Raw genomic sequence first — 22,663 nt, forward strand, 5'->3', positions numbered from 1 at the left:
CCTCTTCCCAGGGGAGCAGGTCGTGCCATGCCAGTAATCAACAATTCACTTTCACAACATCGGCTCGCCGCCTATCGTCCGTCATGAGAAACCGGAGCCATTGATGACATTTCAGGCTGAATGGCTGCGCAAGACGCTCTTGGCCACATCGCTGGCTTTGGTCATTGCCGGACTGGCCCCGGCGACCTTCGCCGCCGACAAGCGGCCGGCCGAGTTCAAGGTAACGGATTTTCTGCTCGACAATGGCATGGAAGTGGTCGTCATTCCCGACCATCGCTCACCGATCGTCACCCATATGGTGTGGTATAAGGTGGGCAGCGCCGACGAGCCGCCAGGCAAATCCGGCATCGCCCATTTCTTCGAGCATCTGATGTTCAAGGCGACGGCCAATCACGCCGCCGGCGAGTTCGACCGCGCCGTCTCCGACATAGGCGGCTCCAACAATGCCTTCACCTCCTACGACTACACCGCCTTCCACGAGACGGTGGCGCCGTCGGCGCTCGAGCTGATGATGAGCTTCGAGGCCGACCGCATGCGCAACCTCATCCTCACCGACGATGTCATCAAGACCGAGCGCGACGTCATCCTGGAGGAGCGCCGTTCGCGCATCGACAACAGTCCCGAGGCGGTGCTCGAAGAGGAACTCGACGCCACGCTGTGGCAGAACCAGCCCTACCGAATTCCGGTCATTGGCTGGATGCAGGAGATGGAGCAGTTGAACCGCACCGACGCCATCGCCTTCTACAACAAATACTACCAGCCCAACAACGCGGTGCTGATCGTGGCCGGTGACGTCGAGCCCGACACGGTCAAGGCTCTGGCCGAGAAAACCTACGGCAAGATCGCGCGCGGGCCCGACCTGCCGCCGCGCGTCCGCCCGGTCGAGCCGGAGCAGAACACCAGGCGCACGGTGACGCTGTCCGACGCCCGCGTCAGCGTGCCGAATTTCTCCACCCAATGGGTGGTGCCGTCCTACCACACGGCCAAGCCCGGCGAAGCCGAGGCGCTCGACCTGCTGGCGGAAATACTGGGCGGCGGCAACCGCAGCCGGCTGTATCAGGCGCTGGTGGTCAGGCAAGGCATCGCTTCCAACGCCGGGGCCTATTTCCAGGGCACCATGCTGGACGACACCAACTTCACCGTCTATGGCACGCCGCGCGGCGACGCCAGGCTCGTCGATGTCGAGGCGGCCGTCGACGCGGAGGTCGTGCGCATCGCCAGGGAAGGCGTCACCGTCAAGGAGCTGGACAAGGCCAAGGACCGCTATGTCCGCTCGATGGTTTTCGCCCGCGACAAACAGGATTCGATGGCCAATATCTATGGCGCCGAGCTTGCCACCGGCGGCAATGTGCAGGACATCGAGCAATGGCCGGAGCGCATCCGCAACATCACTCCCGGCGAGATCAAGGCCGTCGCCGCGCGCTATCTGGTGCTGGCCCGGTCGACGACCGGCTATCTCTTGCCGCAGCAACAGGCGGGGAATTGATGATGAAGAGCGAGCAACACGGCTCTTTCCCGTCTCCCAAACGGGGAGAAGGGAGGGCACGCGCAGCGCTTGTCACTTTGCTCCTTTCCATCTTCTTCCTGGTCCTGCCGGCGCTTGCCGCCCGCGCCATGGACATCCAGCAGGTCACCTCGCCTAAGGGCGTCACCGCCTGGCTCGTCGAGGATTATTCGGTGCCGATGGTGGCCATCCGTTTCGTCTTTGGGGGCGGCTCGACGCAGGATCCGCCGGATAAGGAAGGGCTGGCCAACCTGATGACCGGTCTGTTCGACGAAGGCGCAGGCCCTCTGGACAGCGACGCCTTCCAGGTGAAGCTCGACGACGCCGGCGCCGAGATGAGCTTCGAGGAGACCCGCGACGGCATCTACGGTTCCATGCGCATATTGGCCGAGCAGCGCGACGAGGCGTTCGACCTGCTGCGGCTGGCGGTCAACGAGCCGCGTTTCGACCAGGCGCCGATCGATCGCATCGGCGCCCAGATCCTGTCCGGCATCATCGCCGGAGAGAACGACCCCGATACGATCGCGCAGGACAGGTGGGCGCGCGCGCTCTATGGCGATCATCCTTATTCGCGCTCCGACCAGGGCACCAGGCAGAGCATCGCCGCCATCACGCGGGACGATCTGAAGGCGCTGCACAAGGCGGTCTTCGCGCGGAGCGGACTGCATGTCGCGGTGGTCGGCGCCATCGACCCGGAAACGCTGAAGAAGAAACTGGACATGGTGTTCGGCAACCTGCCGCAGAACCAGGCGCTCGCGCCGGTTGCCGACGTCGAGCCGAATCTGGCGCGGCATATCGAGGTCGACTACGACCTGCCGCAGACCTCGCTGCAGCTTGCCTGGCCCGGCGTGAAGCGCAAGGCGGCGGATTTCTTCCCCGCGGTTCTGATGAACGAGATTCTCGGCGGCGGCACCTTCACCTCGCGCCTGTTCCAAGAGGTGCGCGAGAAGCGCGGGCTGGCCTACAGCGTCAATTCCTCGCTCATCAACCAGGACCATGCCGACGCTCTGATCGTCACCACCGGCACACGATCGGACCGGGCCGCCGAAACCCTTGGCATCGTGCGGGACGTGGTCAAGCGGCTTGCCGAGGACGGCCCGACCGACGCGGAACTGGCGGCGACCAAGAAATACATGATCGGCGCCTACGCCATCAACAACCTGGACTCCTCCAGCGCCATCGCCGCGACCCTGGTCGAGCTGCAGCTCGACGACCTCGGCGTCGATTACATTCAGCGCCGCACCGGCCTCATCAACGCGGTGACACTCGACCAGGTCAAGGCCGCGGCGAAGAAGCTTTTGTCGGCCGAGCCGACCATCATGGTCGTCGGACCGCCCTTGGCCGGAGCCAACAAGGGATGAACCTCACCTTCGGCATCGCCTTTGGCGGCGGCGGCGCGCGCGGTCTGGCGCATATCCATGTCATCGAGGCGCTGGACGAACTGGGCATCAGGCCGGTCGCAATCGCCGGCTCGTCCATCGGCGCCATCATGGGCGCCGGCATGGCCTCCGGCATGACCGGCAAGGACATCCACGATTATGCACGCTCGATCCTCGGCCGCCGCGCCGAGGTGGCGAGCCGCATGTGGCGGGCGCGGCCCGGCACCATCGCCGAGGCCATGCAGGCCGGCATCCGCGTCAGCCAGTTCAATGTCGAGCGCATCCTCAAGGCCTTCCTGCCCGAAGCCATTCCCGAAACCTTCGCCGAGCTGAAAATCCCGCTGAAGGTGACGGCGACGGACTATTTCGGCCACAAGCTGGCCGTGTTCGCCGAAGGCGACCTGCATTCGGCGCTAGCGGCTTCAGCGGCCATTCCTGCCGTGTTCCGCCCGGTGATGCGCGACGGCCGGCTGCTGATCGACGGCGGCATCTACAACCCCGTGCCCTTCGACCTGATCGAGGATGATGCCGACATCATCATCGGCGTCGACGTGGTCGGCGCGCCGGAAGAGGCCGACCACAGGCGGCCGACCTCCGTCGACCTGATGTTCGGCGCCACGCAATTGATGATGCAGTCGATCATCGCCAACAAGCTGAAGCAGTGCCAGCCCGACATCCTGATCCGCCCGGCGGTGTCCAAATACCGCGTGCTCGACTTCCTCAAGATCGAGGTCCTGATGACCGAGACGGCGGACATCAAGGATCAGCTGAAGCGCGAGGTGGAGAGGGTGGTGGAGGCTAGGGAAAGTGCTGCCGTCGAGCAAAGACGGGGAAAGCAGACCGGGTGACGCGAGGTCCACACGTTGCCTCACGTCACCGCTATAGCTTTGATCCCGAAAACCAGGCGCCCTCCAGTCCTCTCTGGAAGAAGGGCACTCTAACCGACTACGATTTCGCCAGCACCGGCGCATACTCCAGCGCCACCACGCCGTTGCTGAATGGCTTGACGGAAATCAACTCAAGCGACACCGGATCGTCGGCCGGAAACAGCTTTTTGCCTTGGCCGACGGTGCCGGGGTAGCTCAGCAGCCTGACGCGGTCGACCAGACCATGGCGCAACAGTTCCTGCGCGACGCTGAGGCTGCCATGCACATAGATGTTGCCGCCGCTACCTAGCTTCAGTGTCCTGACCGCCTCCGGCAGCGGCCCCCTGAGCAGCTCGGCCGGTTTCCAGTCGAGCACCTTCAAATTGCTGGACGCGACGTATTTCGGCAGCGCGTTGAACCGGTCGGCGAAGTCTCCGGTTTCGCTCGGCCACGAGCCGGCGAAAATCTCGTAGGTTGTGCGTCCCAAAAGCATGGCGCCGCTGTCAGCCAGCTCGTCCTCCTTGAACCTGTTCATCTCGTCGTTCCAGGTCACGCCAGGCAGTTTCTCGACTTCGGCGATGCCATCGACGCTGATGAATTCGGTGACGATAAGCTTTCTCATTGGCGTTCTCCTTTCCACAAGGACGAACGATGATGGCTTTGTGCGACACGCTTCTGGAAATAACGCTGCGCTTGTTGTTTGCCCGGGCAGCGCCGGCCTCGGCCGGCGCCAATTGGCGATGCCGCCGATCATCGTCAGCGGCTAAAAATAGGGTCCGGCTGAGAAGCTGGCGACGCCTGGCGCAGTGCTCTCAGTCCTTCGCGCGCTCCACATAGGACCCATCGGCCGTCATCACCACCACGCGGGTGCCTGGCGCGATATGCGGCGGCACGGCGGTGCGCACGCCGTTGGAGAGCAGGGCGGGCTTGTAGGAAGAGGACGCCGTCTGGCCCTTGGTCGTGGGCTCGGTCTCGACCACTTCGAAGGTGGCCCGCTGCGGCAGCACCAGGGAGATGGCGATGCCGTTGAACTGCGAGACCTGAACCGGCATACCTTCCTGCAAATAGGGGGCGGCATCGCCGACGACGGCTTCCGACACCGCCACCTGGTCGTAGGTCTCGGGGTTCATGAAGTGATAGCCTTCGCCGTCGGCGTAGAGGAAGGTGTGCTCGCGCTCCTCGACATAGGCGCGCTCCACCTGTTCGGTGGTGCGGTAGCGTTCCGAAACCTTCACCCCGTCGCCGATGCGGCGCATGTCGAGCTGCGTCACGGGCGTGCCCTTGCCTGGGTGGATGTTTTCGGCAAAGAGGATCACATAAAGCTTGCCGTCCTTGTCGACGACATTGCCTTTGCGGAGCGAACTGGCGATGACTTTCACCACGGTTTTTTATCCTGCGAGAGTTGACGGGCGTTTGCCGGCTTGCGCGGCGCTGGATGGGGGCCTAGCGCATCTCGGCGCGAACCGCCAGCCCCCAACGCGAACCAGCGCGCCTTCAAACCGCCCATGACCGCCGCTTCGCCCTGGTGGACGCCGCATGTGCATGCCGATCGCCGTTCGCGCCTGATGCTGCGCAACGGCCTTGCCGCCGCCTTGCGCGACTGGTTCGCCCGTCGCGATTTCATCGAGGTGCAGGCATCGGCCCTGCAGATATCGCCCGGCAACGAGGCGCATCTGGCGGCCTTCGCAACCGAGGCGGTCGCGCCGGACGGGCAGCGCAAGCCGCTCTATCTGCACACGTCGCCGGAATTCGCCTGCAAGAAGCTGCTCGCTGCCGGCGAGACCAGGATCTTCAGCTTCGGCCCGGTCTATCGCAACCGCGAGCGTGGCCCTTTGCACCATCCCGAATTCACCATGCTCGAATGGTACAGGGTCGGCGAAACCTATGAGAGCCTGATGCGGGATTGCGCGGATCTGCTGGCGCTGGCCGCGACAAGGGCAGGGGCCACGCGCTTCAGCTTTCGCGGCCGCGACTGCGATCCTTTCGCGGAGCCGGAGCGGCTGACGGTGGCGGACGCCTTCGCGCGCCATGCCGGGATCGATCTGCTTGCGACGGTCAGCGCCGACGGCATCACCGACCGCGATTCGCTCCATCAGGCCCTGACCGGTGCCGGCCTGCGTACCGCGCCCGACGACGGCTGGGCCGACCTGTTCAGCCGGGTGATGGTGGAGAAGATCGAGCCCAATCTCGGTATCGGCCGCGCGACCATCCTTTGCGAGTACCCGGTCGCCGAGGCGGCTCTGGCGCGACCGAGCCCACGCGACCCCCGCGTCGCCGAGCGCTTCGAGCTCTATTGCTGCGGCGTCGAACTTGCCAACGGCTTCGGCGAGTTGACGGACGCCGAGGAGCAGCGCCGGCGCTTCATCATGGAAATGGACGAGAAAGAGCGCGTCTATGGCGAGCGCTATCCGCTGGACGAGGATTTTCTCGCGGCACTCGCGGTCATGCCACAGGCCAGCGGCATCGCGCTCGGCTTCGACAGGCTGGCGATGCTGGCCACGGGCGCGCAAAAGATCGAGGATGTGATCTGGACGCCTGTTGCCGGGTCCTGAGTCCGCGCGCCACGGCTTGCACCATGTCAATGCGCGAAAATCTGCTCCAGCGAACGAAAGCCCTTGAATTCCAGCGCGTTGCCCGAGGGATCGCGGATGAACAGCGTCGCCTGTTCGCCGGGCTCTCCCTTGAAGCGGATCATCGGCCGCTCCAGCCAGTCTATGTCGGCGCGTGCTTCCAGCCGCGTGGCAAGCCGCTGCCAGTCATCCATCAAAAGCACGGCGCCGAAATGCGGGATCGGCACCGCCATGCCGTCGACCTTCCCGTCACTGGCGGCCGGCGCGGCCCGTGGCCGCAGATGCGCCGACATCTGGTGGCCGAACAGGTCGAAATCGACCCAGGTCTCCGAAGAGCGGCCGATGGCGCAACCCAGCACCTCGCCATAGAAAGCGCGTGTTTCATCGAGATCACGGACCGGGAAGGCAAGATGGAAAGGCGTCATTGGAAATGCTCCGTGCTGGCGATGCGGTGCCGCGCTTCGCGATGGGCGGCTGAACCGATGCATTTTGATTGAAGCTTGTGCCATTGCACAAGCCGGACCGGAACAATAGATGGGGGACGGCGGCTCCCAGGCCAGCCGCAACAGCAGGATCACGCGTATGAGCGATATATCGGACGCATCAAGATTGACCGACCGCGTCGCGGCCCTGGTCGAGGCTGCCAAAAAAGCTGGCGCCGATGCCGCGGATGCCGTCGCGGTGCGTGGCCGCTCGACCGGTGTGTCGGTGCGGCTGGGCAAGGTCGAAAACACCGAGGCCTCGGAAGGCGACGACGTTTCGCTGCGTGTCTTTGTCGGCCAGCGGGTGGCAAGTGTTTCCGCGACTGCCGCGTCCGACCCGAAGGCGCTTGCCGAACGTGCCGTCGCCATGGCCAGGGTCTCTCCCGAAGATCCCAACCAGGGCCTCGCGGATCCGGCGCTGCTGGCCAGGCAGACGCGCGATCTCGACCTGTTCGATGCAACAGAAGTATCGGCTGACCAGTTGAAGGAAGCGGCACTGGCCGCGGAAGCGGCGGCTCTGGCCGTCAAAGGCGTGACCAATTCGGCGGGCAGCAATGCCAGCGCCGGGCTCGGAGGGCTGGTATTGGCCACCTCGCACGGCTTCCTCGGCCATTATGTCGCCTCGCGCTTCTCGCGCTCCACGAGCGTCATCGCCGGCGAGGGTACCGGCATGGAGCGCGATTATGAATTCTCCTCGCGCCAGCATTTTGCCGACCTGGATGCGCCGGAAGACATAGGCCGCAAGGCCGGGGAACGCGCCGTGCGCCGGCTCGGCGCGCGCAAGGCCGCGACCGGACCGGTCGACGTGGTGTTCGATCCGCGCGTGGCGCGCGGCATTGCCGGCCATCTCGCGGGCGCCATCAACGGCGCTGCCGTCGCGCGCAAGACGTCGTTCCTGCGCGACATGATGGGCAAAAAGGTGGCTGCATCGGCCATTACCGTCACCGACGAGCCGCTGAGGCGGCGCGGCCAGGCCTCGCGTCCGTTCGACGGCGAAGGCGTCGAAGGCGACAAGCTTTTGATGATCGAGAACGGTGTGCTCAACCACTGGTTCCTGTCGACCTCGGCGGCGCGGGAACTGGGTCTCGTTACCAATGGACGCGGTTCGCGCAGCGGCTCGTCCGTCTCGCCGTCTTCGACCAATCTTGCCATCGAGCCGGGCGAGCGCTCGCCGGAAGAACTGATCGCCTCGCTCAAGACGGGCTTCTACGTCAACGAGGTGTTCGGGCAAGGTGTCGACATGGTGACCGGCGAATACAGCCGCGGCGCTTCCGGGTTCTGGATCGACAACGGCCAGCTTGCCTACCCCGTCGCCGAAGTCACGATCGCCTCCAACCTGAAGACGATGTTCCTCAACATGGTGCCGGCAAGCGATCTCGATCGCAATTTCGGCACCGCCGCCCCCACGTTGCTGATCGAAGGCATGACCCTTGCCGGAGCATGATCTGACCACGACTGGCGCCACGGAGGATCTGCCGCTGCTGCGCGACGCTGCCCGCGAGGCCGGCGTCATCGCCATGCGTTACTTCGGCAACAGCCCGCAGGTCTGGATGAAGGGCGGGACCTCGCCGGTCAGTGAGGCCGATCACGCCGCCGATGCGTATTTGCGCCAGACCCTGCTTGCGGCGCGGCCGGATTATGGCTGGCTGTCCGAGGAGACGGTCGACGATCCAGTGCGGCTTTCGGCGCGCCGAACCTTTGTCGTCGATCCGATCGACGGCACGCGGGGCTTCCTGGAAGGCCAGCGCACCTGGTGCGTCAGCGTCGCCGTCGTCGAGCATGGCCGCTCGCTTGCCGGCGTGCTCGAATGTCCGGCGCTCAACGAGACTTACTGGGCGCTGCCCGGCCAGGGCGCATTCCGCAACGGTAGCCGCATCGCGGTGCGCCAGCCCGGCGACAAGGCCGAAATTTCGGGGTTGAAGCAATTGCTCGACAGGATACCGGCCGGCTGGCAGGAACGGCTGAAGCGGGCGCCCTACAGCCCTTCGCTTGCCTATCGCCTGGCAATGATCGCCAACGGCACGCTCGATGCCACTTTCGTAAAGCCGAACGCGCACGACTGGGATATCGCCGCCGCCGACCTTATCCTGCGCGAGGCGGGCGGCCAGTTGCTCGACCCGCATGGCCGCGCGCCGCTCTATGCCGGCGAGGTGACCCGCCACGGCGCGCTCGCCGCCGGCAGCGGTGAACTGCTGGCGGTGCTCGTGGGCGTCATTGCCGGACTGGATGATTGAAAGCATTATCGAAGGTTCCAAAGTCGGCGGCTTTGGTCTAGACCTGTCACAAACTCACAATATGTGAAGGACCGAAATGGCCGCGGAAGACGGAAAGAAACAGCTTTTGCACCTGGTGTTCGGCGGCGAACTGAAGAAGCTTGGCGGCACCGAATTCCGCGATCTTGACGCGCTCGACATCGTCGGCATCTATCCCGACTATCAATCCGCCCATACGGCATGGAAAGCCAAGGCGCAGGCCAGCGTGGACAATGCCCATATGCGTTATTTCGTCGTGCACCTGCATCGGCTCCTGGACCCCGACCACAAGGCTGTCGGTTGACTTCGATGGATAATGATCTGGCGAAAGCGCCGCCCGGCCAGGCTACGCCGACGGGCAGGGGCCGCAGCCGCGCCACCAAGGCCTTCTGGCGCAGGATCCGCAAGCCGCTGGCGCAGTCGCGATTCGTCAAGAACATCATCGTCGGCCTGCTGGCGCAGTTCGTTCGGCTGGTGCGCCTGACCAACCGCGTCGTCGACGGCTCGGCGAAATTGACCGGCGGTGCCTATGCCCAGTTCGAGCCCGGCATCATTGCGCTCTGGCACGGCCAGCATCTGTTGACGCCGGCCTACTACCCCAAGGGCAGGCCGCTCGTCGCCATGGTGTCGCGCAGTGCCGATGCCGAACTCAACGCCCTGATGATCGAGAGATTCGGCATCGAGGCCGTACGCGGCTCCGGCGGGCGCGATAATGCCAAACATCTCGACAAGGGCGGCGCCAAGGCACTGATCGCCCTGAAAAAGTCGCTCGTCGCCGGCAAGAACGTCGCCATGATCGCTGACATCCCCCATGGCACGCCGCGCGATGCGGGGCTTGGCATCGTGCTCCTGGCGCGGCTCTCCGGCCGGCCGATCCTGCCGGCGGCCATTGCCACCAGCCGCCGCAAGGTGCTGGAGAAGAGCTGGGACAAGACGACCATCAACCTGCCGTTCGGCCGCTCGTCCATCATCATCGGTACACCGGTTTTCGTGCCGGCCAATGCCGATGACGCCGAGATGGAGCGCAAGCGCCTCGAAGTGACGGCCTCGCTCAATGCCGCGACCGCCGAGGCCTACCGTCTCGTGGATGCCCCGCGATGAGCGGTCGCTGGGCGCGTGCCATGCTGACGGCATATCGTTTGGCGGGCGCTGTCGCCTATCCGCTGGTCGGACCCTATGTTGCCTGGCGCACCTCGCGCGGCAAGGAAGACCGCAACCGCCGCCGCGAACGCTACGGCGTCGCCGGCCGGCCTCGCCCCGATGGGCCTGTTATCTGGATCCACGCCGCGAGCGTCGGCGAAACCATAGCTGTCGTTCCCCTGGTCGAGAGCATACTCGACTACGGGGTCAACATCGTGCTGACGACCGGCACGGTAACGTCGGCCAAGGTCGCCGACGAGAGATTGGGCGACCGCATCATCCACCAGTATGTGCCGCTCGACCTCAAGCCGGCGGTCAGCCGTTTCCTCGACCATTGGAAGCCGGATCTGGCGATCATTGCCGAATCGGAGATCTGGCCGATGACGATTCTCGAGCTTGGCGCCCGCCACGTGCCGCAGGTTCTGGTCAATGGCAGGCTGTCCGACCGCTCCTTCACGTCCTGGAAGAAGCGCCCCAACATTGCCGAGGCGCTGTTCGAGAACCTTGCCCATGTCGTTGCCCAGTCCGATGTCGATGGCGAGCGTTTCCGCGCGCTCGGCGCCCGGCCGGTAACCGTTTCCGGCAATCTCAAGGTCGACACCAACCCGCCGCCCGTCGACGAACGGGCGCTGGCCACTTTGCAGCGGCAGATTGGCGGCCGTCCGACCTGGGCGGCGATCTCGACCCATGACGGCGAGGAAGTGGTTGCCGCCGAGGTCCATGCGATGCTGCACAAGCGTCACCACGGCCTGCTGACGATAGTAGTCCCGCGCCATCCCGACCGCGCCGAGGCCCTGGCCGAGCAGATTTCCGGCATGGGCCTCAAGGTCGCGCGGCGCAGCAAGGCCGACAGGATCGGGCCCGACGTTGACATCCTGCTCGGCGATACGATCGGCGAGATGGGGCTCTATCTCAGGATGACCGAGATCGCCTTTGTCGGCCGTTCGCTCACCTCCGAAGGCGGCCAGAACCCGCTCGAGCCAGCCATGCTCGAGACGGCGGTCCTTGCCGGACGCAACGTGCAGAATTTCCGCGAGGCCTACCAGCGCCTGCTCGACAGCGGCGGCGCCAAGCTGGTGCGCGACCGCGACATGCTGGCCGGTGCGGTCAACTTCCTGCTCACCAACGAAGTCGCGCGCCATGAGATGATGGCGGCCGGCGCCGCGACCGTCGATGAGATGCGCGGCGCGCTGGCGCGCACGCTGAAGTCGCTTGAGCCCTATATCCAGCCGCTGGTCGTCAAGGCGCGCCTGAAGGGCGCGAACGGGCGCTAAAATGGCCTCCGAAGCACCGCCGTTCTGGTGGGAGGAGCCGGACTGGCGCGTTTTCGCGCTGTCGCCGCTGTCGGCCGCCTATGCATTCGTCGCCGGCCGTGGCATGCGGCGGGCCAGACGCGAGAAGATCGAAGCGCCGGTTCTGTGCATCGGCAATTTCACCGTCGGCGGGACGGGCAAGACCCCGGTGGCGATCGCCATGGCCGAACACGCCAGGCGCATGCGGCTCAAACCCGGTTTCCTCTCGCGCGGCCATGGCGGCTCCTTCGCCGAGCCGCATATCGTCAACATCAAACACGACAGCGCCAGGCATGTCGGTGACGAGCCGCTGCTGCTGGCCGAACACGCGCCCGTGGCAGTGACGCCGCACCGCGCCGCCGGCGCCCGACTGCTCATGGAAAATCATGGCTGCGATTTCCTGATCATGGATGACGGTTTCCAGAGCGCGCGCATCCATATCGACTATGCGCTGGTCGTCGTCGACACGCGCTACGGCATTGGCAACGGCCGTGTCATCCCGGGTGGACCGCTCAGGGCCAGGGTCGTCGATCAGCTGGTCTTCACCAGCGGGTTGTTGAAGATGGGTGACGGCACCGCCGCCGACGCGGTGGTGCGCCAGGCGGCGCGCGCCGGCCGGCCGATCTTCGAGGCTCACACCGAGCCGAGCGGCAAGGAACGCCTCGCCGGCAAACGCTATCTCGCCTTCGCCGGCATCGGCCACCCCGAGAAATTCTTCGACACGGTAGAGGAGGCCGGCGGCGAGGTGGCTTTGAAGCGGCCGTTTCCGGATCATCATTTCTACGGCGAGGATGAGCTTGCCGAACTGGCGGCCACCGCGCGCGCCGAAGGGCTCGGCCTCATCACCACCGCCAAGGACGCCGCCCGGCTGCGCCATGGCGCTTCGAAGGATTTTCTCGATCGTCTCGACGTGCTGGAAATCGATGCGGTCTTCGAGCTCGACCACGTTCCCGAACGTATCATCGAGGAGACGCTCGATGCCTGGCGCCAGCGTAAGCTTAAGCTTAAGGGCTAAGGCGTTCAGCCTTCGATGGAATCGCTGACCCGCTCTGCTTCTTGGTTTTTACGCAACGGCGGACAGAAACGGCTGCGCATTCCGGGATTTGCTCAGCTTCGCTTGCGCAATTCCGGATGCGCCTCGATCTCGCGGCGCAATGAGGCCGCGGCGTTGATGTAGGGCTCCTGCCTCTCGACGCTCCAGTACTTCAGCTCGTCGAGCGGAATGCTTTCGCCGGTCACGGCACAGCGCACGAACGCGCCGGGGCTCGTCACCTGGAAGTCGCCGTCGAGATAGCGAATACGGGCTTCCTTGCCGCCGGGGCCTTCGAAACGGTTCATCATGCTTTGGTGCCGAGCTTCATGCCGAGTTCATCGCCACAAATTGCCGGCAAGGTCAAGCATGGGACAAGCTCGAGGCAATGCTGATATCCTATTTGATGAGCCGAAGAGTACCATTGGTGGGGACATGATGGACATTTCTTCCGCTCGGCCGGCTTCCTTGCTCAAGGAGGCGATGACGCCGCAGGCGGTGCCGTCGGCGAAACCCGATGCGCTCAAGGCAGCGCTGGTCAAGATGGCCATGCAACCGCCGCTGCCGGTCTTACGCCCGCAACCGGCCTTGGAAGCGTTGGCGGCCCTGCCGCCCGCGTCGGCGAGACGTCGCAGCAATTGGCCGCACCGCAGATCGTACGGGGCCTATCAGGCGGCGATGGAGCCGGATATGGACACCGCCAGAAAGGCCGTTTCCGAGATTGCGGCGCGCAAGCAGACGTCGCCAGGCGACGAGGCTCAGCGCGGCGTGCCAGTGGCCGTCACAAGAGCCGAAGACGGCGGCGCTGCCCGGCCCGCGCCGCTCTCGTGGCCGGCGTTCGTCTCGCCGCGGGTATCCGTCGTGCAAAAGGCGCCGGCCGACAATGTGGTGCCGGGGCGCATGACCGGCCAGCCAAGTGACGCCGCATCGGGGGGTCGCAAACAAGGCACGGCCGGTATCGGGCGAGCTTCGGTTGCGATGGGGCTGCTGGTTGCCGCGCTCATTGCATTTGCCTGGCTGGCCATTCGCTGAAACCTACGTGTCGGCTTCGATGAAGTGTTCGATCTTTTCCGCCGACACCCCGGCATGCGCCGCGATCCGGCGCGACAGGTCGGCGGCAGCGGCGCGGGGCCTCCCGGCAGGACGATCGAGCCAGTAGGAAACGGGATTGAGCACAACGCGGTCGTCGACGGCCACGACACGCCCCGACCGTATCTGGTGTTCGGTGAGCGGCGGGCGTGCCAGCGCGATGCCCAGGCTGTGTGCGGCGGCATCGAGCACCAGATTGTAGTCTTCGAAGCGGCGGTCCTGCGGGCGCGGCCGGTAATCCATGTCCTGCGCGGCGAACCAGGCGCGCCAGCCGGATGCGTCGGAATCGTTGATCAGCGGGAATTTGAGCAGCCGGGCCGGGTCGCCGCCACCGATCTCCGGCGCGAGGCTCGGCGAGGCGATCGGAAACAGATACTCCTCGAACAACTGCATCGAAACGCGGCCTGGGATGCGGCCGCGTCCGCAGCGCACCGACAGATCGATGCCTTCATCGGCGAGATCGGCCTGGCGGTTATCGACATCCAGCACGATGCGCAGGCGGGTGGGATCATTCTCAAGCGCCGCCATGCGTGGCATCAGCCACAAGCCGCTCACCGAAGGGATCGAAGCCAGCCGCACCACTGCGGTGCCGCGCGGTTCAACCCAACGGTCCGAATTGACCGAGATCAACGCGAAGGCTTCTGTGGTCCTGAGATGCAGGCGATTGCCTTCGTTCGTCAGCGTCACGCCGCGCGCCCCGCGTTCGAAAACCTTCAGGCCAAGCCAGTCCTCCAGCTTGGCAATCTGCCGGCTGACAGCGCCATGGGTAAGGTGGAGCCTCTGCGCGGCTGCCGAAAAACTCCCCGTGCGTGCCGCTGCATCGAAGGCGCGCAGTGTCTCGAGCGGCAAGATGCCGTCTAAGCTGTGATCCATAGTCACAGCTGACCCTCGATTTGGTCGTTTGTCAATTGGTCCGAAAAAGCGTTTTCTCCTCATCGAGAGGCGAAAGAACGGGAGGACGACGAGATGAGGGCGATGACGAGCACGTTGAATCCAGCACAGCGGATGGACACCACCGCGGCCGTAGCGGTGGCGCTGACGGTGATTGGCTGGGCCTCCGCCTTTCCGGCGATCCGGGCTGGCCTCGCCGCGTTCGGGCCGCTCGAACTCGGCGCCCTGCGCTTTGCCATCGCCGCGGTACCTGCGGCGATCTTCCTTGCTGTCAGGCGGCCGACGCTGCCGCGCATAGGCGAGTTGTGGCGCCTGGCCTTTGGCGGCGCCGTTTTCGTCGCGCTCTACACCGCCATGCTCAATTTCGGCGAACTGACGGTTTCGGCCGGTGCTGCCGGATTCATCATCAATGTCAGCCCGATCTTCACCGCCATCATGGCGATGGCGCTGCTCGGCGAACGATTCTCGACGATGGCCTGGGTCGGCACCGCCATTTCCTTCAGCGGCATCGGCATTATCGCCATGGCCGACGGACAGGGCCTGCATTTCGACACGGGTGCGCTTCTGGTGCTGGGATCGGCGCTCTGTTCGGCCGTCAACACCATCGTGCAGAAGCCGCTGTTCGCCCGCCACCATCCACTGACCATCGCGGCCTCGAACATGGTGCTCGGCGCGCTCTGCCTGGCGCCCTTCCTGCCGGCAGCTTTTTCGCAGGCGGCGGTCGCCGATATGGCGGGGCTGGGGGCGGTCATCTATCTCGGCGTCGTGCCGAGCCTGATCGCCTATGCCGCCTGGGCGACGGCGCTTTCGCGCTTGCCTGCGGCGCGTGCCTCGAACTTCCTTTATCTGGTCTCTCCCATGTCCGCCCTGATCGGCTTCTTCTGGCTGGGCGAAGTCCCGATGCTGCTCGGCCTGCTTGGCGGCGCGCTGGCGCTAGGGGGCGTCATCGTAGTGAATTTGAAACGATAAATCAGAGAGTTGCGGCTGTTTTCCGACTCAAATCCACAAGGCGCTGCTTCAACCGGCAACCCCTGTGATACGGGCTAAGGCGCGCTATCCTGATTTGTGCTGATGGAGGGGATCGGGATGGGAAGAGCGTTCGTGGCCGCGTTTTTCTGCTTGCTGCTGCTGAGCCAAAAGGCCGTCGCCGGCTGGTATCACGTGGAGAACTACGAAGGGTCGATAGGACCCGATCCCGTTCATCTATCGCTTCAGACATATGACAGCTTCGGCAGCGGCATAACGGTCGAGGGAAGTTATTTCTACGACGCTAGGCAGAGTCCGATCGCGCTCTACGGCACGGTCAGCGGCACCAGGCTCTCGCTGTGCGCGATTTCGGACGACCAGGAATTTGAACGCATCATGGTGATGGGATCGAAGACACCAGTCGATACCACGAATTGCCCGCTTTCCCTCGACATCGGCGAAAGCGGTGCGAGAGGGACCTGGCGCAAAGGCGCGGACAAATTTCCGGTCACGCTGAAGAAGGTTGCAAGCCTGGACGACACGGGCGAGGCGAAACTCGACGGAACTGTCGAAATTCCCTTTTGGGCTGAGACCGCTGCCGACCGGTTTGCCGGACTTTACACAAACACCGGTTCAGGGATTTGCATGACGAAAATGCAGGTCATCAAGAAGACCAGCGGCAAGGTCGTCCAGCAAATCCCTTTCGATGACGATGGTTGCGATGCGGGCATGTTGATGACGCCTATCTACATGAACGTCCAGAAATGGGTGGAGCGTCACAAGGACATCATCTCCGTGAACTTTCGTGGCGGCGGCAACGGACACACGATGGATTACATTTTCAATCGTTCCGCCAGGAAATACCAGCAAAAGAAGTGACCGATGGCGCCCGGCCTTGCCGACATAGGGCCAAACTTCACCGCCGCCCGAACAGCCTTTCGATGTCCGCCAGCTTGAGTTCGATATAGGTCGGGCGGCCGTGGTTGCAGGTGCCGGAGCCGGGCGTGGCCTCCATCTGGCGCAGCAGCGCGTTCATCTCCTCGGCCTTGAGCAGGCGGCCGGAACGCACCGAACCATGGCAGGCCATGGTCGCCGCGATTTTGTCCAGCCTTTCCTTCAGAGTGTCGACGGTGTCGTTGTCGGCGATCTCGTCGGCGAGGTCGCGCACCAATTGCTGGACGTTGGTCTCGCCCAGCATCGACGGTGTCTCGCGCACGGCCACGGCGCCCGGCCCGAAACGCTCGATGCCGAGCCCGAAGCGGGCGAGCGTTTCGGAATGCGTGGCGAGCCGTTCGGCATCCTCTTCAGGCAGGTCGACGATCTCCGGCAGAAGCAGCATCTGCGACGGCACGGCGCGCGCGTGCAGCGCGTTCTTCAACGCCTCGTAGACCAGCCGCTCATGCGCGGCATGCTGGTCGACGATGATAAGTGAGTCCCTGGTCTGGGCGACGATGTAGTTCTCATGCACCTGCGCCCGTGCCGCACCGAGCACCGTGCCAAGCAGCGTCTCCGCCGCTTCGCCCTGTCCTGCCCGGGCGTCGGCGCTGGCGATCGGGCCGGCATCGAACGCCGCCTGCTCGTTTTCGCCGAACCCGCCGTTTCGTTCGAATCCTGAACCCTGGAACTCCATGTCGAGTGGCCGTTGCGGCGAGCGTGCGCGGTCGAAACCGGCAGAGCCCGAGGCGCGGTAGGCCGCTTGGTAGCTGCGGTGACCATTGGCCGGGCCGCCATGGGCGTATGACGCCGCTCCCGACCGGAACGCCGCCATCATGCCGGCGGCACCGGAAGTGGCGGCGCGGATGCCGGCTTCGGCAAGCGCCTGGCGGATGGCGCCGACGATCAGCCCGCGGACCAGGCCGGGGTCGCGGAAGCGGACATCGGCCTTGGCTGGGTGGACATTGACGTCGACGATCGCCGGGTCGAGTGTCAGGAAAAGCACCGTGACCGCATGGCGGTCGCGTGGCAGGACGTCGGCGAAGGCGCCTCTGATAGCGCCGGCGATCAGCTTGTCGCGCACTGGCCGGCCATTAACATAGGCATATTGCTGCAGCGCGTTTGCGCGGGTGAAGGACGGGATCGATACATGGCCGGTCAGATGCACGCCTTCGCGCATCGCATCGATGGCAATGGAATTGTCGGGAAACTCGGCCCCCATCACCTGGGCGATGCGGCGCAGGCGTCCGTCCGCGCTGTCATCGGTCGCCGGCAATTCAAGCGTCGAGCGGTCGGAACCGCTGAGCGTGAAGCGAACGGTCGGAAAGGCGATCGCGATGCGCTTGACCACGTCGCTGGTCGCCGAGCTTTCGGCGCGCTCGCCTTTCATGAATTTCAGCCTTGCCGGGGTTGCGAAGAAAAGGTCGCGCACCTCCACTGTGGTGCCGCGATTGGCCGCCGCCGGCCTGACGGGCGAGATCCTGCCGCCCTCGATGCCGATCTCGGCGGCGCTGTCGCTTGCCGCCGTGCGCGAGCGGATCGACAGCCGCGACACCGAGCCGATCGACGGCAGCGCCTCGCCTCGAAAACCGAGCGAGCGGATGTCGTGGATGTCTTCGGCAAGCTTGGAGGTGCAATGGCGTGCAATCGCCAGCGAAAGCTCCTGTTCGGGGATGCCGAAGCCGTCATCGGTGACACGGATCAGGTTCAATCCGCCGCCTGATGTGACGACCTCGACCTTTCCCGCACCGGCATCAAGCGCGTTCTCGACCAGTTCCTTCACCACGCTTGCCGGACGCTCGATGACTTCGCCGGCGGCGATCTGGTTGATCATCGTTTCGGAAAGCTGGCGTATGGGCATGATGACAGTATAGGCGGATTCGTGCCGAGCGGGCGAGGGTGAAGTACGGTGAAAACAGTGAACGACCTCACGCTTGCGCTGCCAGCCAATCCCGTACCTTGCGGGCATTCTCGCTAAGCTCCCGGTTCCTCGGCCAGATGACATAGAACGCCTTGCCGGTCCTGAGCACATGGTCCGTCACCGGCACCAGCAGTCCCGTCGCCAGCATCCGCTCGGCAAGGTGGCGCCAGCCGAGCGCGATGCCTTGCCCTTCCATGACGCCCTGGATTACCAGCCCGTAGTCGTTGATGCGCAGGCCGCGCGCGGTATCGCCGAGACGGGCGCCGGCCGATTCGAACCACTCATTCCAGCTCGCCGCCTCCCGATAGGGCTCCTCGAGATGGATGAGACGGTGCGTGGCCAGTTCCGCGACCGATTTGGGCAGGCCGAACTTCGCCGCGTAGCTGGTGCCGGCGACGGGAAAGATCTCTTCGTCGGCAAGCGGCAGCGAATGATAGTCCTGCCAGTCCCTCGGTTCGCCGCCGCGCACGGCAAGCGGGATGCCCTCTGCGATGATGTCAAGGTCGCGGTCGGCGGTCTGGATGCGCAGATCAATGCCCGGCAGTTCGTCGCGAAACTGCTGCAGCCGCGGCATCATCCAGAAGGAGCCGAACGCAGTCGAGGCGGCAAGCGTCACGTGGCCGCCGGTCGCCTGCAGGCGCAGATCCTCCGCCGACTTGCGGATGTGGGACAGGCCCAGCGAGACGTCGGCGTGGAAACGCTCGCCGGCCTCCGTCAGGCTGACCTGCCGGTGACGGCGCTGGAACAGCTTGGCGCCGAGCTGTTCCTCCAGCCCGCGCACCGCGTAGGAAACGGCGGCCTGGGTCATGCCGAGCTCTCGCCCGGCGGCGGTGAAGCTCGACAGGCGGCCCGCCGCCTCGAAGACGATCAGGCTGCCGGCCGAGGGCAGGAGGTGGCGCAGGTTTCGCATAAGCAGAGCTTATACAAGAGATCAGGATTTTCCAGCGTCACATTCCTGTTTTGTGCGTCTAGGCTGCGAGGTATAAGAGGAATGGAGTTGCCATGAACGCACCGGCCGCTGTGACCGAACACGCCAATCGTCGAGCCGGCGGCCGCCTGGGGCGCAAGGCGCTGCGGGGAGCTCCGGTAACGTCGTTTCCGACACTGGTCCGCCAAATCCCCGTCTATCAGATGGTGCCGGACGAGGCAGTGGAACTCATACACCAGGAATCGCTCGCCATCCTGGAGGACGTCGGATGCGAGTTCCGCGACGATGAGGCCATCGAAATGTGGAAGGCCGCCGGCGCGGACGTCTCCGAGACAAGAGTGCGGATCGACCGGGCCTTGCTGATGGAGCTCGTCTCGAAGGTGCCCTCGGAGTTCACGCTCAACGCGCGCAACCCTGAGCGTACGGTGCGCGTGGGCGGAAAGAATTCCATCTTCGTGCCGATGTATGGCGCGCCTTATGTGCGTGACCTCGACAATGTCAGGCGCTACGGCACGCTCGCCGACCTCAACAATTTCCACAAGCTCGCCTACATGGCGCCAGCCCTGCATTCCTCGAGCTCGATCATCTGCGAGCCGATGGAAATAGCGGTGCCCAAGCGTCACCTCCACATCATCCATTCGGCGCTGAAGCATTCCGACAAGCCGTTCATGGGCATCGTGACGTCGAAGGATCGGGCGGAAGACACGATGGCGATGGCGGGCATCGTGTTCGGTGAGGATTACGTGCGCGACAACCCTGTGCTGGTGTCGATCACCAACTGCAATTCACCGCTGGTATGGGATGCCACCATGCTGGATGCGATGAAGGTCTATGCCCGTCACAATCAGCCGCTGATCCTGGCGCCCTTCGCGCTCTGCGGCGCCTCGACCTCGGCCTCGGCCGTGGGCGCGGTGGCGCAGGTCAATGCCGAGGCGCTTGCCGGTGTAGCGTTCACCCAGCTCCTGCGTCCCGGCTCGCCTCAAATCTACGGCCAGTTCATGGTCACGGTCGACATGAAGACCGGCGCTCCGATGGGCGGCACGCCGGAGGCCGCGCAGATGATGTATCTGATGGGCGCGCTGGCGCGGAAATACGGGCTGCCGTGGCGCACGTCCGGCTTCCATGTCGGCTCGAAGCTGAACGATGCCCAGGCCGGCTACGAGGCGAACATGCTCATGCATGCCGCCATCCTTGCCGGAGCCAACTACATCTGGCACTCGGCCGGATGGCTCGAGGCGGGTCTCACCTGCGGCTATTCGAAGTTCGCGACCGATTGCGAACAGCTCGTCGGCTGGCACAAATATGCCGGCGGGCTGCCGTTCGACGATTTCAAGGAAGCGATGGCCGCCATCCGCGAGGTGGGGCCGCAGGGCCATTTTCTCGGCACCCAGCACACGCTCGAGCATTTCGAGCGGGCCTTCTTCATGCCCAGCATCATGGATTTCAATTCCTATGAACAGTGGAAGGCCGAAGGGGCGAAGGACCATGACACGCGCGGCCGCGAGAAAGCGCGTAACATGCTGGCCGATTATGAGGAGCCGAAGCTCGATGAGGGTATTGCAGACGGTCTCAGGGATTTCATCGCGCTGCGCGAGGAGAAACTGCCGGACAGCGTTAGCTGACGGGACGAAGATCTGACGGGAACCACAAGGGAGGAAAAAATGACGCTTTTCAAAAGCAATGGTGATCGTGTTCCAAGCGCCATAGAGGAGATGGCCAACGAGGCGCGTGCGGGTCGGATCGATCGGCGCGAATTCCTGGCGCTGGCAAGCGCCTTCGGGGCATCGACGGCTCTGGCCTATGGCATGATCGGCCTTGCCGCGCCGACGGACGCCTTGGCCGAGGAGCCGAAGAAGGGCGGAACGCTGCATGTCTCGATGTCGGTGAAGGCGCAGAAGGATCCGCGCACCTATGACTGGGTTGAGCTTGCCAACATCTCGCGCACCTGGCTGGAGCCGCTTGTGCGCTATACCAGGCAGTTCACCTTCGAGCCGGTGCTGCTCGAAAGCTGGGACATCAACGACGACGCCACCGAATATACGCTGCACGTGCGCAAGGGCATCACCTGGAACAATGGCGATACCTTCAACGCCGATGATGTGGTGCACAATGTGACGCGCTGGTGCGAGAAGGGCGTCGCCGGCAACTCCATGGCCGCGCGTGTCGGCGCGCTGATCGACGCCAAGACCGGCAAGGCAAGGGACGGCGCGATCACCAAGATCGACGACAACACGGTCAAGCTGAAGCTCTCCGAGCCCGACATTTCGCTGATCCCGAACTTCACCGACTATCCGGCGCTCGTCGTCCACCGCAATTTCGATGCCGATGGCGCCGATCCGATCAAGAAGCCGATCGGCACCGGACCCTTCGAGCTGGTCTCTTACGATGTTGGCCAGAAGGCTGTCGTCAAGCGCCGCGAGAACGGCAAATGGTGGGGCGGCGAAGCTCCGCTCGACGGCGTCGAATTCATCGACTACGGCACCGACTTCAACGCCACGGTGAATGCCTTCGATTCCGGCGAAATCGACCTCAATTTCGAGTCGCCCGCCGATTTTATCGACATCCTCGACAAGATGGGGCTGGAGAAATCGGAGGTGGCGACCGCGACCACCCTGGTTGCGCGCACCAACGTCACGCACAAACCCTATGATGACAAGCGTGTTCGCAACGCGCTCCAGATGGCGGTCGACAACAACGCGGTGCTGCAGCTTGGCTATAGCGGTCGCGGCACGGTCGGCGAAAACCACCATGTCAGCCCCATCCATCCGGAATATTACCCACTGCCCAAGAAGGAGCGTGATGCCGCCGGCGCCAAGAAGCTGATGGCGGAGGCGGGTCAGGCCGACTTCGAGCATGAGCTGATCACCATCGAGGATGATTGGCAGAAGAACACCGGCGATGCCATCGCGGGCCAGCTGCGCGAGGCCGGAATCAAGGTGAAACGGACGGTGCTGCCGGGCTCGACGTTCTGGAACGACTGGACGAAATATCCCTATTCGATGACGATCTGGTACATGCGCCCGCTCGGCGTCCAGGTGCTGGCGCTCGGCTATCGCACCGGCGAGGCCTGGAATGAATCGGCGTATTCGATCCCGATTTCGACGCCAAGCTCAAGCAGGCGCTATCGCTGATCGACGTCGCCAAGCGCAAGGAGGTGATGAAGGATGTCGAGCAGATCCTGCAGGATTCCGGCGTCATCATCCAGCCGTTCTGGCAGAAGCTCTACAGTCATACGAGCAAGAAGGTGAAGAACTACGGCGTCCACCAGACTTTTGAAATGGACCTCCAGAACGTCTGGCTGGACGCCTAGCTGCAATGGTTGGCGAATGCCGGCACCCTTTCAGGTGCCGGCTGTCCGGCAAATCGATTATGGCTGCGGGCGCTGGCGCTCGGGTGCTGCCGCTAGGGCTTTTGAGGAGC

General features: G+C 64.3%; 21 protein-coding genes and 1 pseudogene. 15 read left to right on the plus strand and 7 right to left on the minus strand.

The features are described 5' to 3' along the window. Positions 1-103: 103 nt before the first annotated feature. From ACIU1A_RS08085 to ACIU1A_RS08095, 3 genes are read left to right on the plus strand one after another with little or no spacing between them, the layout of a single operon-like run. Positions 104-1,486 carry a pitrilysin family protein gene (locus ACIU1A_RS08085; RefSeq protein WP_140557097.1) on the plus strand — a complete coding sequence of 461 codons (1,383 nt, stop codon included), beginning with the start codon at positions 104-106 and terminating at the stop codon, positions 1,484-1,486. Positions 1,487-1,488: 2 nt separating this feature from the next. After that, positions 1,489-2,865 carry a M16 family metallopeptidase gene (locus ACIU1A_RS08090; protein ID WP_404927879.1) on the plus strand — a complete coding sequence of 459 codons (1,377 nt, stop codon included), beginning with the start codon at positions 1,489-1,491 and terminating at the stop codon, positions 2,863-2,865. Then, the gene (locus tag ACIU1A_RS08095; protein WP_140521662.1) at positions 2,862-3,731 is read left to right on the plus strand and encodes a patatin-like phospholipase family protein; all 870 of its coding nucleotides are present in this window, start codon (positions 2,862-2,864) and stop codon (positions 3,729-3,731) included. Before ACIU1A_RS08090 ends, ACIU1A_RS08095 begins: the two co-directional genes overlap by 4 nt. A gap of 97 nt (positions 3,732-3,828) precedes the next feature. Here ACIU1A_RS08095 and ACIU1A_RS08100 read toward each other — a convergent pair whose 3' ends face one another. Both ACIU1A_RS08100 and efp read right to left on the minus strand, forming a co-directional pair. Continuing rightward, complete coding sequence (locus ACIU1A_RS08100) at positions 3,829-4,371, minus strand: dihydrofolate reductase family protein (protein WP_404927040.1); 543 nt, start codon at positions 4,369-4,371, stop codon at positions 3,829-3,831. Positions 4,372-4,561: 190 nt separating this feature from the next. Beyond that, a complete protein-coding gene (gene efp, locus ACIU1A_RS08105; protein ID WP_140494213.1) occupies positions 4,562-5,131 on the minus strand; it encodes an elongation factor P in 570 nt (189 codons plus the stop codon). Between the two features lie 123 nt (positions 5,132-5,254). Here efp and epmA point away from each other — a divergent pair, with 123 nt between their 5' ends. Next, positions 5,255-6,301, plus strand: a complete 1,047-nt coding sequence (epmA, locus tag ACIU1A_RS08110) for an EF-P lysine aminoacylase EpmA (protein ID WP_140515560.1) — start codon at positions 5,255-5,257, stop codon at positions 6,299-6,301. A 26-nt stretch (positions 6,302-6,327) separates the two neighbouring features. On the opposite strand, the gene ACIU1A_RS08115 is transcribed toward epmA, so the two are convergent. Further along, positions 6,328-6,744 carry a VOC family protein gene (locus ACIU1A_RS08115; RefSeq protein ID WP_140521668.1) on the minus strand — a complete coding sequence of 139 codons (417 nt, stop codon included), beginning with the start codon at positions 6,742-6,744 and terminating at the stop codon, positions 6,328-6,330. A gap of 157 nt (positions 6,745-6,901) precedes the next feature. Here ACIU1A_RS08115 and ACIU1A_RS08120 point away from each other — a divergent pair, with 157 nt between their 5' ends. From ACIU1A_RS08120 to lpxK, 6 genes are all read left to right on the plus strand, one after another. Then, positions 6,902-8,245 carry a TldD/PmbA family protein gene (locus ACIU1A_RS08120; RefSeq protein ID WP_404927041.1) on the plus strand — a complete coding sequence of 448 codons (1,344 nt, stop codon included), beginning with the start codon at positions 6,902-6,904 and terminating at the stop codon, positions 8,243-8,245. Continuing rightward, positions 8,232-9,035, plus strand: coding sequence for a 3'(2'),5'-bisphosphate nucleotidase CysQ (locus ACIU1A_RS08125; RefSeq protein ID WP_140583786.1), 804 nt, complete (start codon positions 8,232-8,234; stop codon positions 9,033-9,035). The genes ACIU1A_RS08120 and ACIU1A_RS08125 overlap by 14 nt, the downstream gene beginning before the upstream one ends. A gap of 76 nt (positions 9,036-9,111) precedes the next feature. After that, complete coding sequence (locus tag ACIU1A_RS08130) at positions 9,112-9,357, plus strand: DUF4170 domain-containing protein (RefSeq protein WP_140494203.1); 246 nt, start codon at positions 9,112-9,114, stop codon at positions 9,355-9,357. Positions 9,358-9,362: 5 nt separating this feature from the next. Continuing rightward, positions 9,363-10,154, plus strand: coding sequence for a lysophospholipid acyltransferase family protein (locus ACIU1A_RS08135; protein WP_140521674.1), 792 nt, complete (start codon positions 9,363-9,365; stop codon positions 10,152-10,154). Next, complete coding sequence (gene waaA / locus ACIU1A_RS08140) at positions 10,151-11,467, plus strand: lipid IV(A) 3-deoxy-D-manno-octulosonic acid transferase (protein WP_404927042.1); 1,317 nt, start codon at positions 10,151-10,153, stop codon at positions 11,465-11,467. Before ACIU1A_RS08135 ends, waaA begins: the two co-directional genes overlap by 4 nt. Before the next feature lies 1 nt (position 11,468). After that, positions 11,469-12,500, plus strand: a complete 1,032-nt coding sequence (gene lpxK / locus ACIU1A_RS08145) for a tetraacyldisaccharide 4'-kinase (protein ID WP_404927043.1) — start codon at positions 11,469-11,471, stop codon at positions 12,498-12,500. A 92-nt stretch (positions 12,501-12,592) separates the two neighbouring features. Here the strand turns inward: lpxK and ACIU1A_RS08150 are convergent, their stop codons facing one another. Next, on the minus strand, positions 12,593-12,826 hold the full coding sequence (locus tag ACIU1A_RS08150; RefSeq protein ID WP_140494196.1) for a DUF2093 domain-containing protein: 234 nt from the start codon (positions 12,824-12,826) through the stop codon (positions 12,593-12,595). Positions 12,827-12,998: 172 nt separating this feature from the next. On the opposite strand from ACIU1A_RS08150, the gene ACIU1A_RS08155 reads away from it, so the two are divergent. Continuing rightward, complete coding sequence (locus ACIU1A_RS08155) at positions 12,999-13,547, plus strand: hypothetical protein (RefSeq protein WP_404927044.1); 549 nt, start codon at positions 12,999-13,001, stop codon at positions 13,545-13,547. Positions 13,548-13,550: 3 nt separating this feature from the next. Here ACIU1A_RS08155 and ACIU1A_RS08160 read toward each other — a convergent pair whose 3' ends face one another. Next, positions 13,551-14,477 carry a LysR family transcriptional regulator gene (locus ACIU1A_RS08160; RefSeq protein WP_404927045.1) on the minus strand — a complete coding sequence of 309 codons (927 nt, stop codon included), beginning with the start codon at positions 14,475-14,477 and terminating at the stop codon, positions 13,551-13,553. Between the two features lie 93 nt (positions 14,478-14,570). Between ACIU1A_RS08160 and ACIU1A_RS08165 the strand changes: the two genes are divergently transcribed. Continuing rightward, complete coding sequence (locus tag ACIU1A_RS08165; protein WP_140521678.1) at positions 14,571-15,464, plus strand: DMT family transporter; 894 nt, start codon at positions 14,571-14,573, stop codon at positions 15,462-15,464. Positions 15,465-15,596: 132 nt separating this feature from the next. Then, on the plus strand, positions 15,597-16,340 hold the full coding sequence (locus ACIU1A_RS08170; RefSeq protein ID WP_404927046.1) for a hypothetical protein: 744 nt from the start codon (positions 15,597-15,599) through the stop codon (positions 16,338-16,340). A gap of 37 nt (positions 16,341-16,377) precedes the next feature. Here the strand turns inward: ACIU1A_RS08170 and mutL are convergent, their stop codons facing one another. After that, complete coding sequence (mutL, locus tag ACIU1A_RS08175) at positions 16,378-18,255, minus strand: DNA mismatch repair endonuclease MutL (RefSeq protein WP_404927047.1); 1,878 nt, start codon at positions 18,253-18,255, stop codon at positions 16,378-16,380. Between the two features lie 67 nt (positions 18,256-18,322). Then, positions 18,323-19,225: a LysR substrate-binding domain-containing protein gene (locus ACIU1A_RS08180; protein ID WP_140515572.1), complete on the minus strand. Its 903-nt coding sequence runs from the start codon at positions 19,223-19,225 to the stop codon at positions 18,323-18,325. A 92-nt stretch (positions 19,226-19,317) separates the two neighbouring features. Here ACIU1A_RS08180 and ACIU1A_RS08185 point away from each other — a divergent pair, with 92 nt between their 5' ends. Both ACIU1A_RS08185 and ACIU1A_RS08190 read left to right on the plus strand, forming a co-directional pair. Next, entirely contained in the window at positions 19,318-20,865 is a 1,548-nt protein-coding gene (locus tag ACIU1A_RS08185) for a trimethylamine methyltransferase family protein (protein ID WP_404927048.1), read from the plus strand. 39 nt (positions 20,866-20,904) lie between these two features. Beyond that, positions 20,905-22,553 (plus strand): annotated as a pseudogene (locus tag ACIU1A_RS08190) (ABC transporter substrate-binding protein). Positions 22,554-22,663: the final 110 nt, after the last annotated feature.

The organism is Mesorhizobium maamorense, from assembly GCF_044998965.1.
GTDB lineage: Bacteria > Pseudomonadota > Alphaproteobacteria > Rhizobiales > Rhizobiaceae > Mesorhizobium.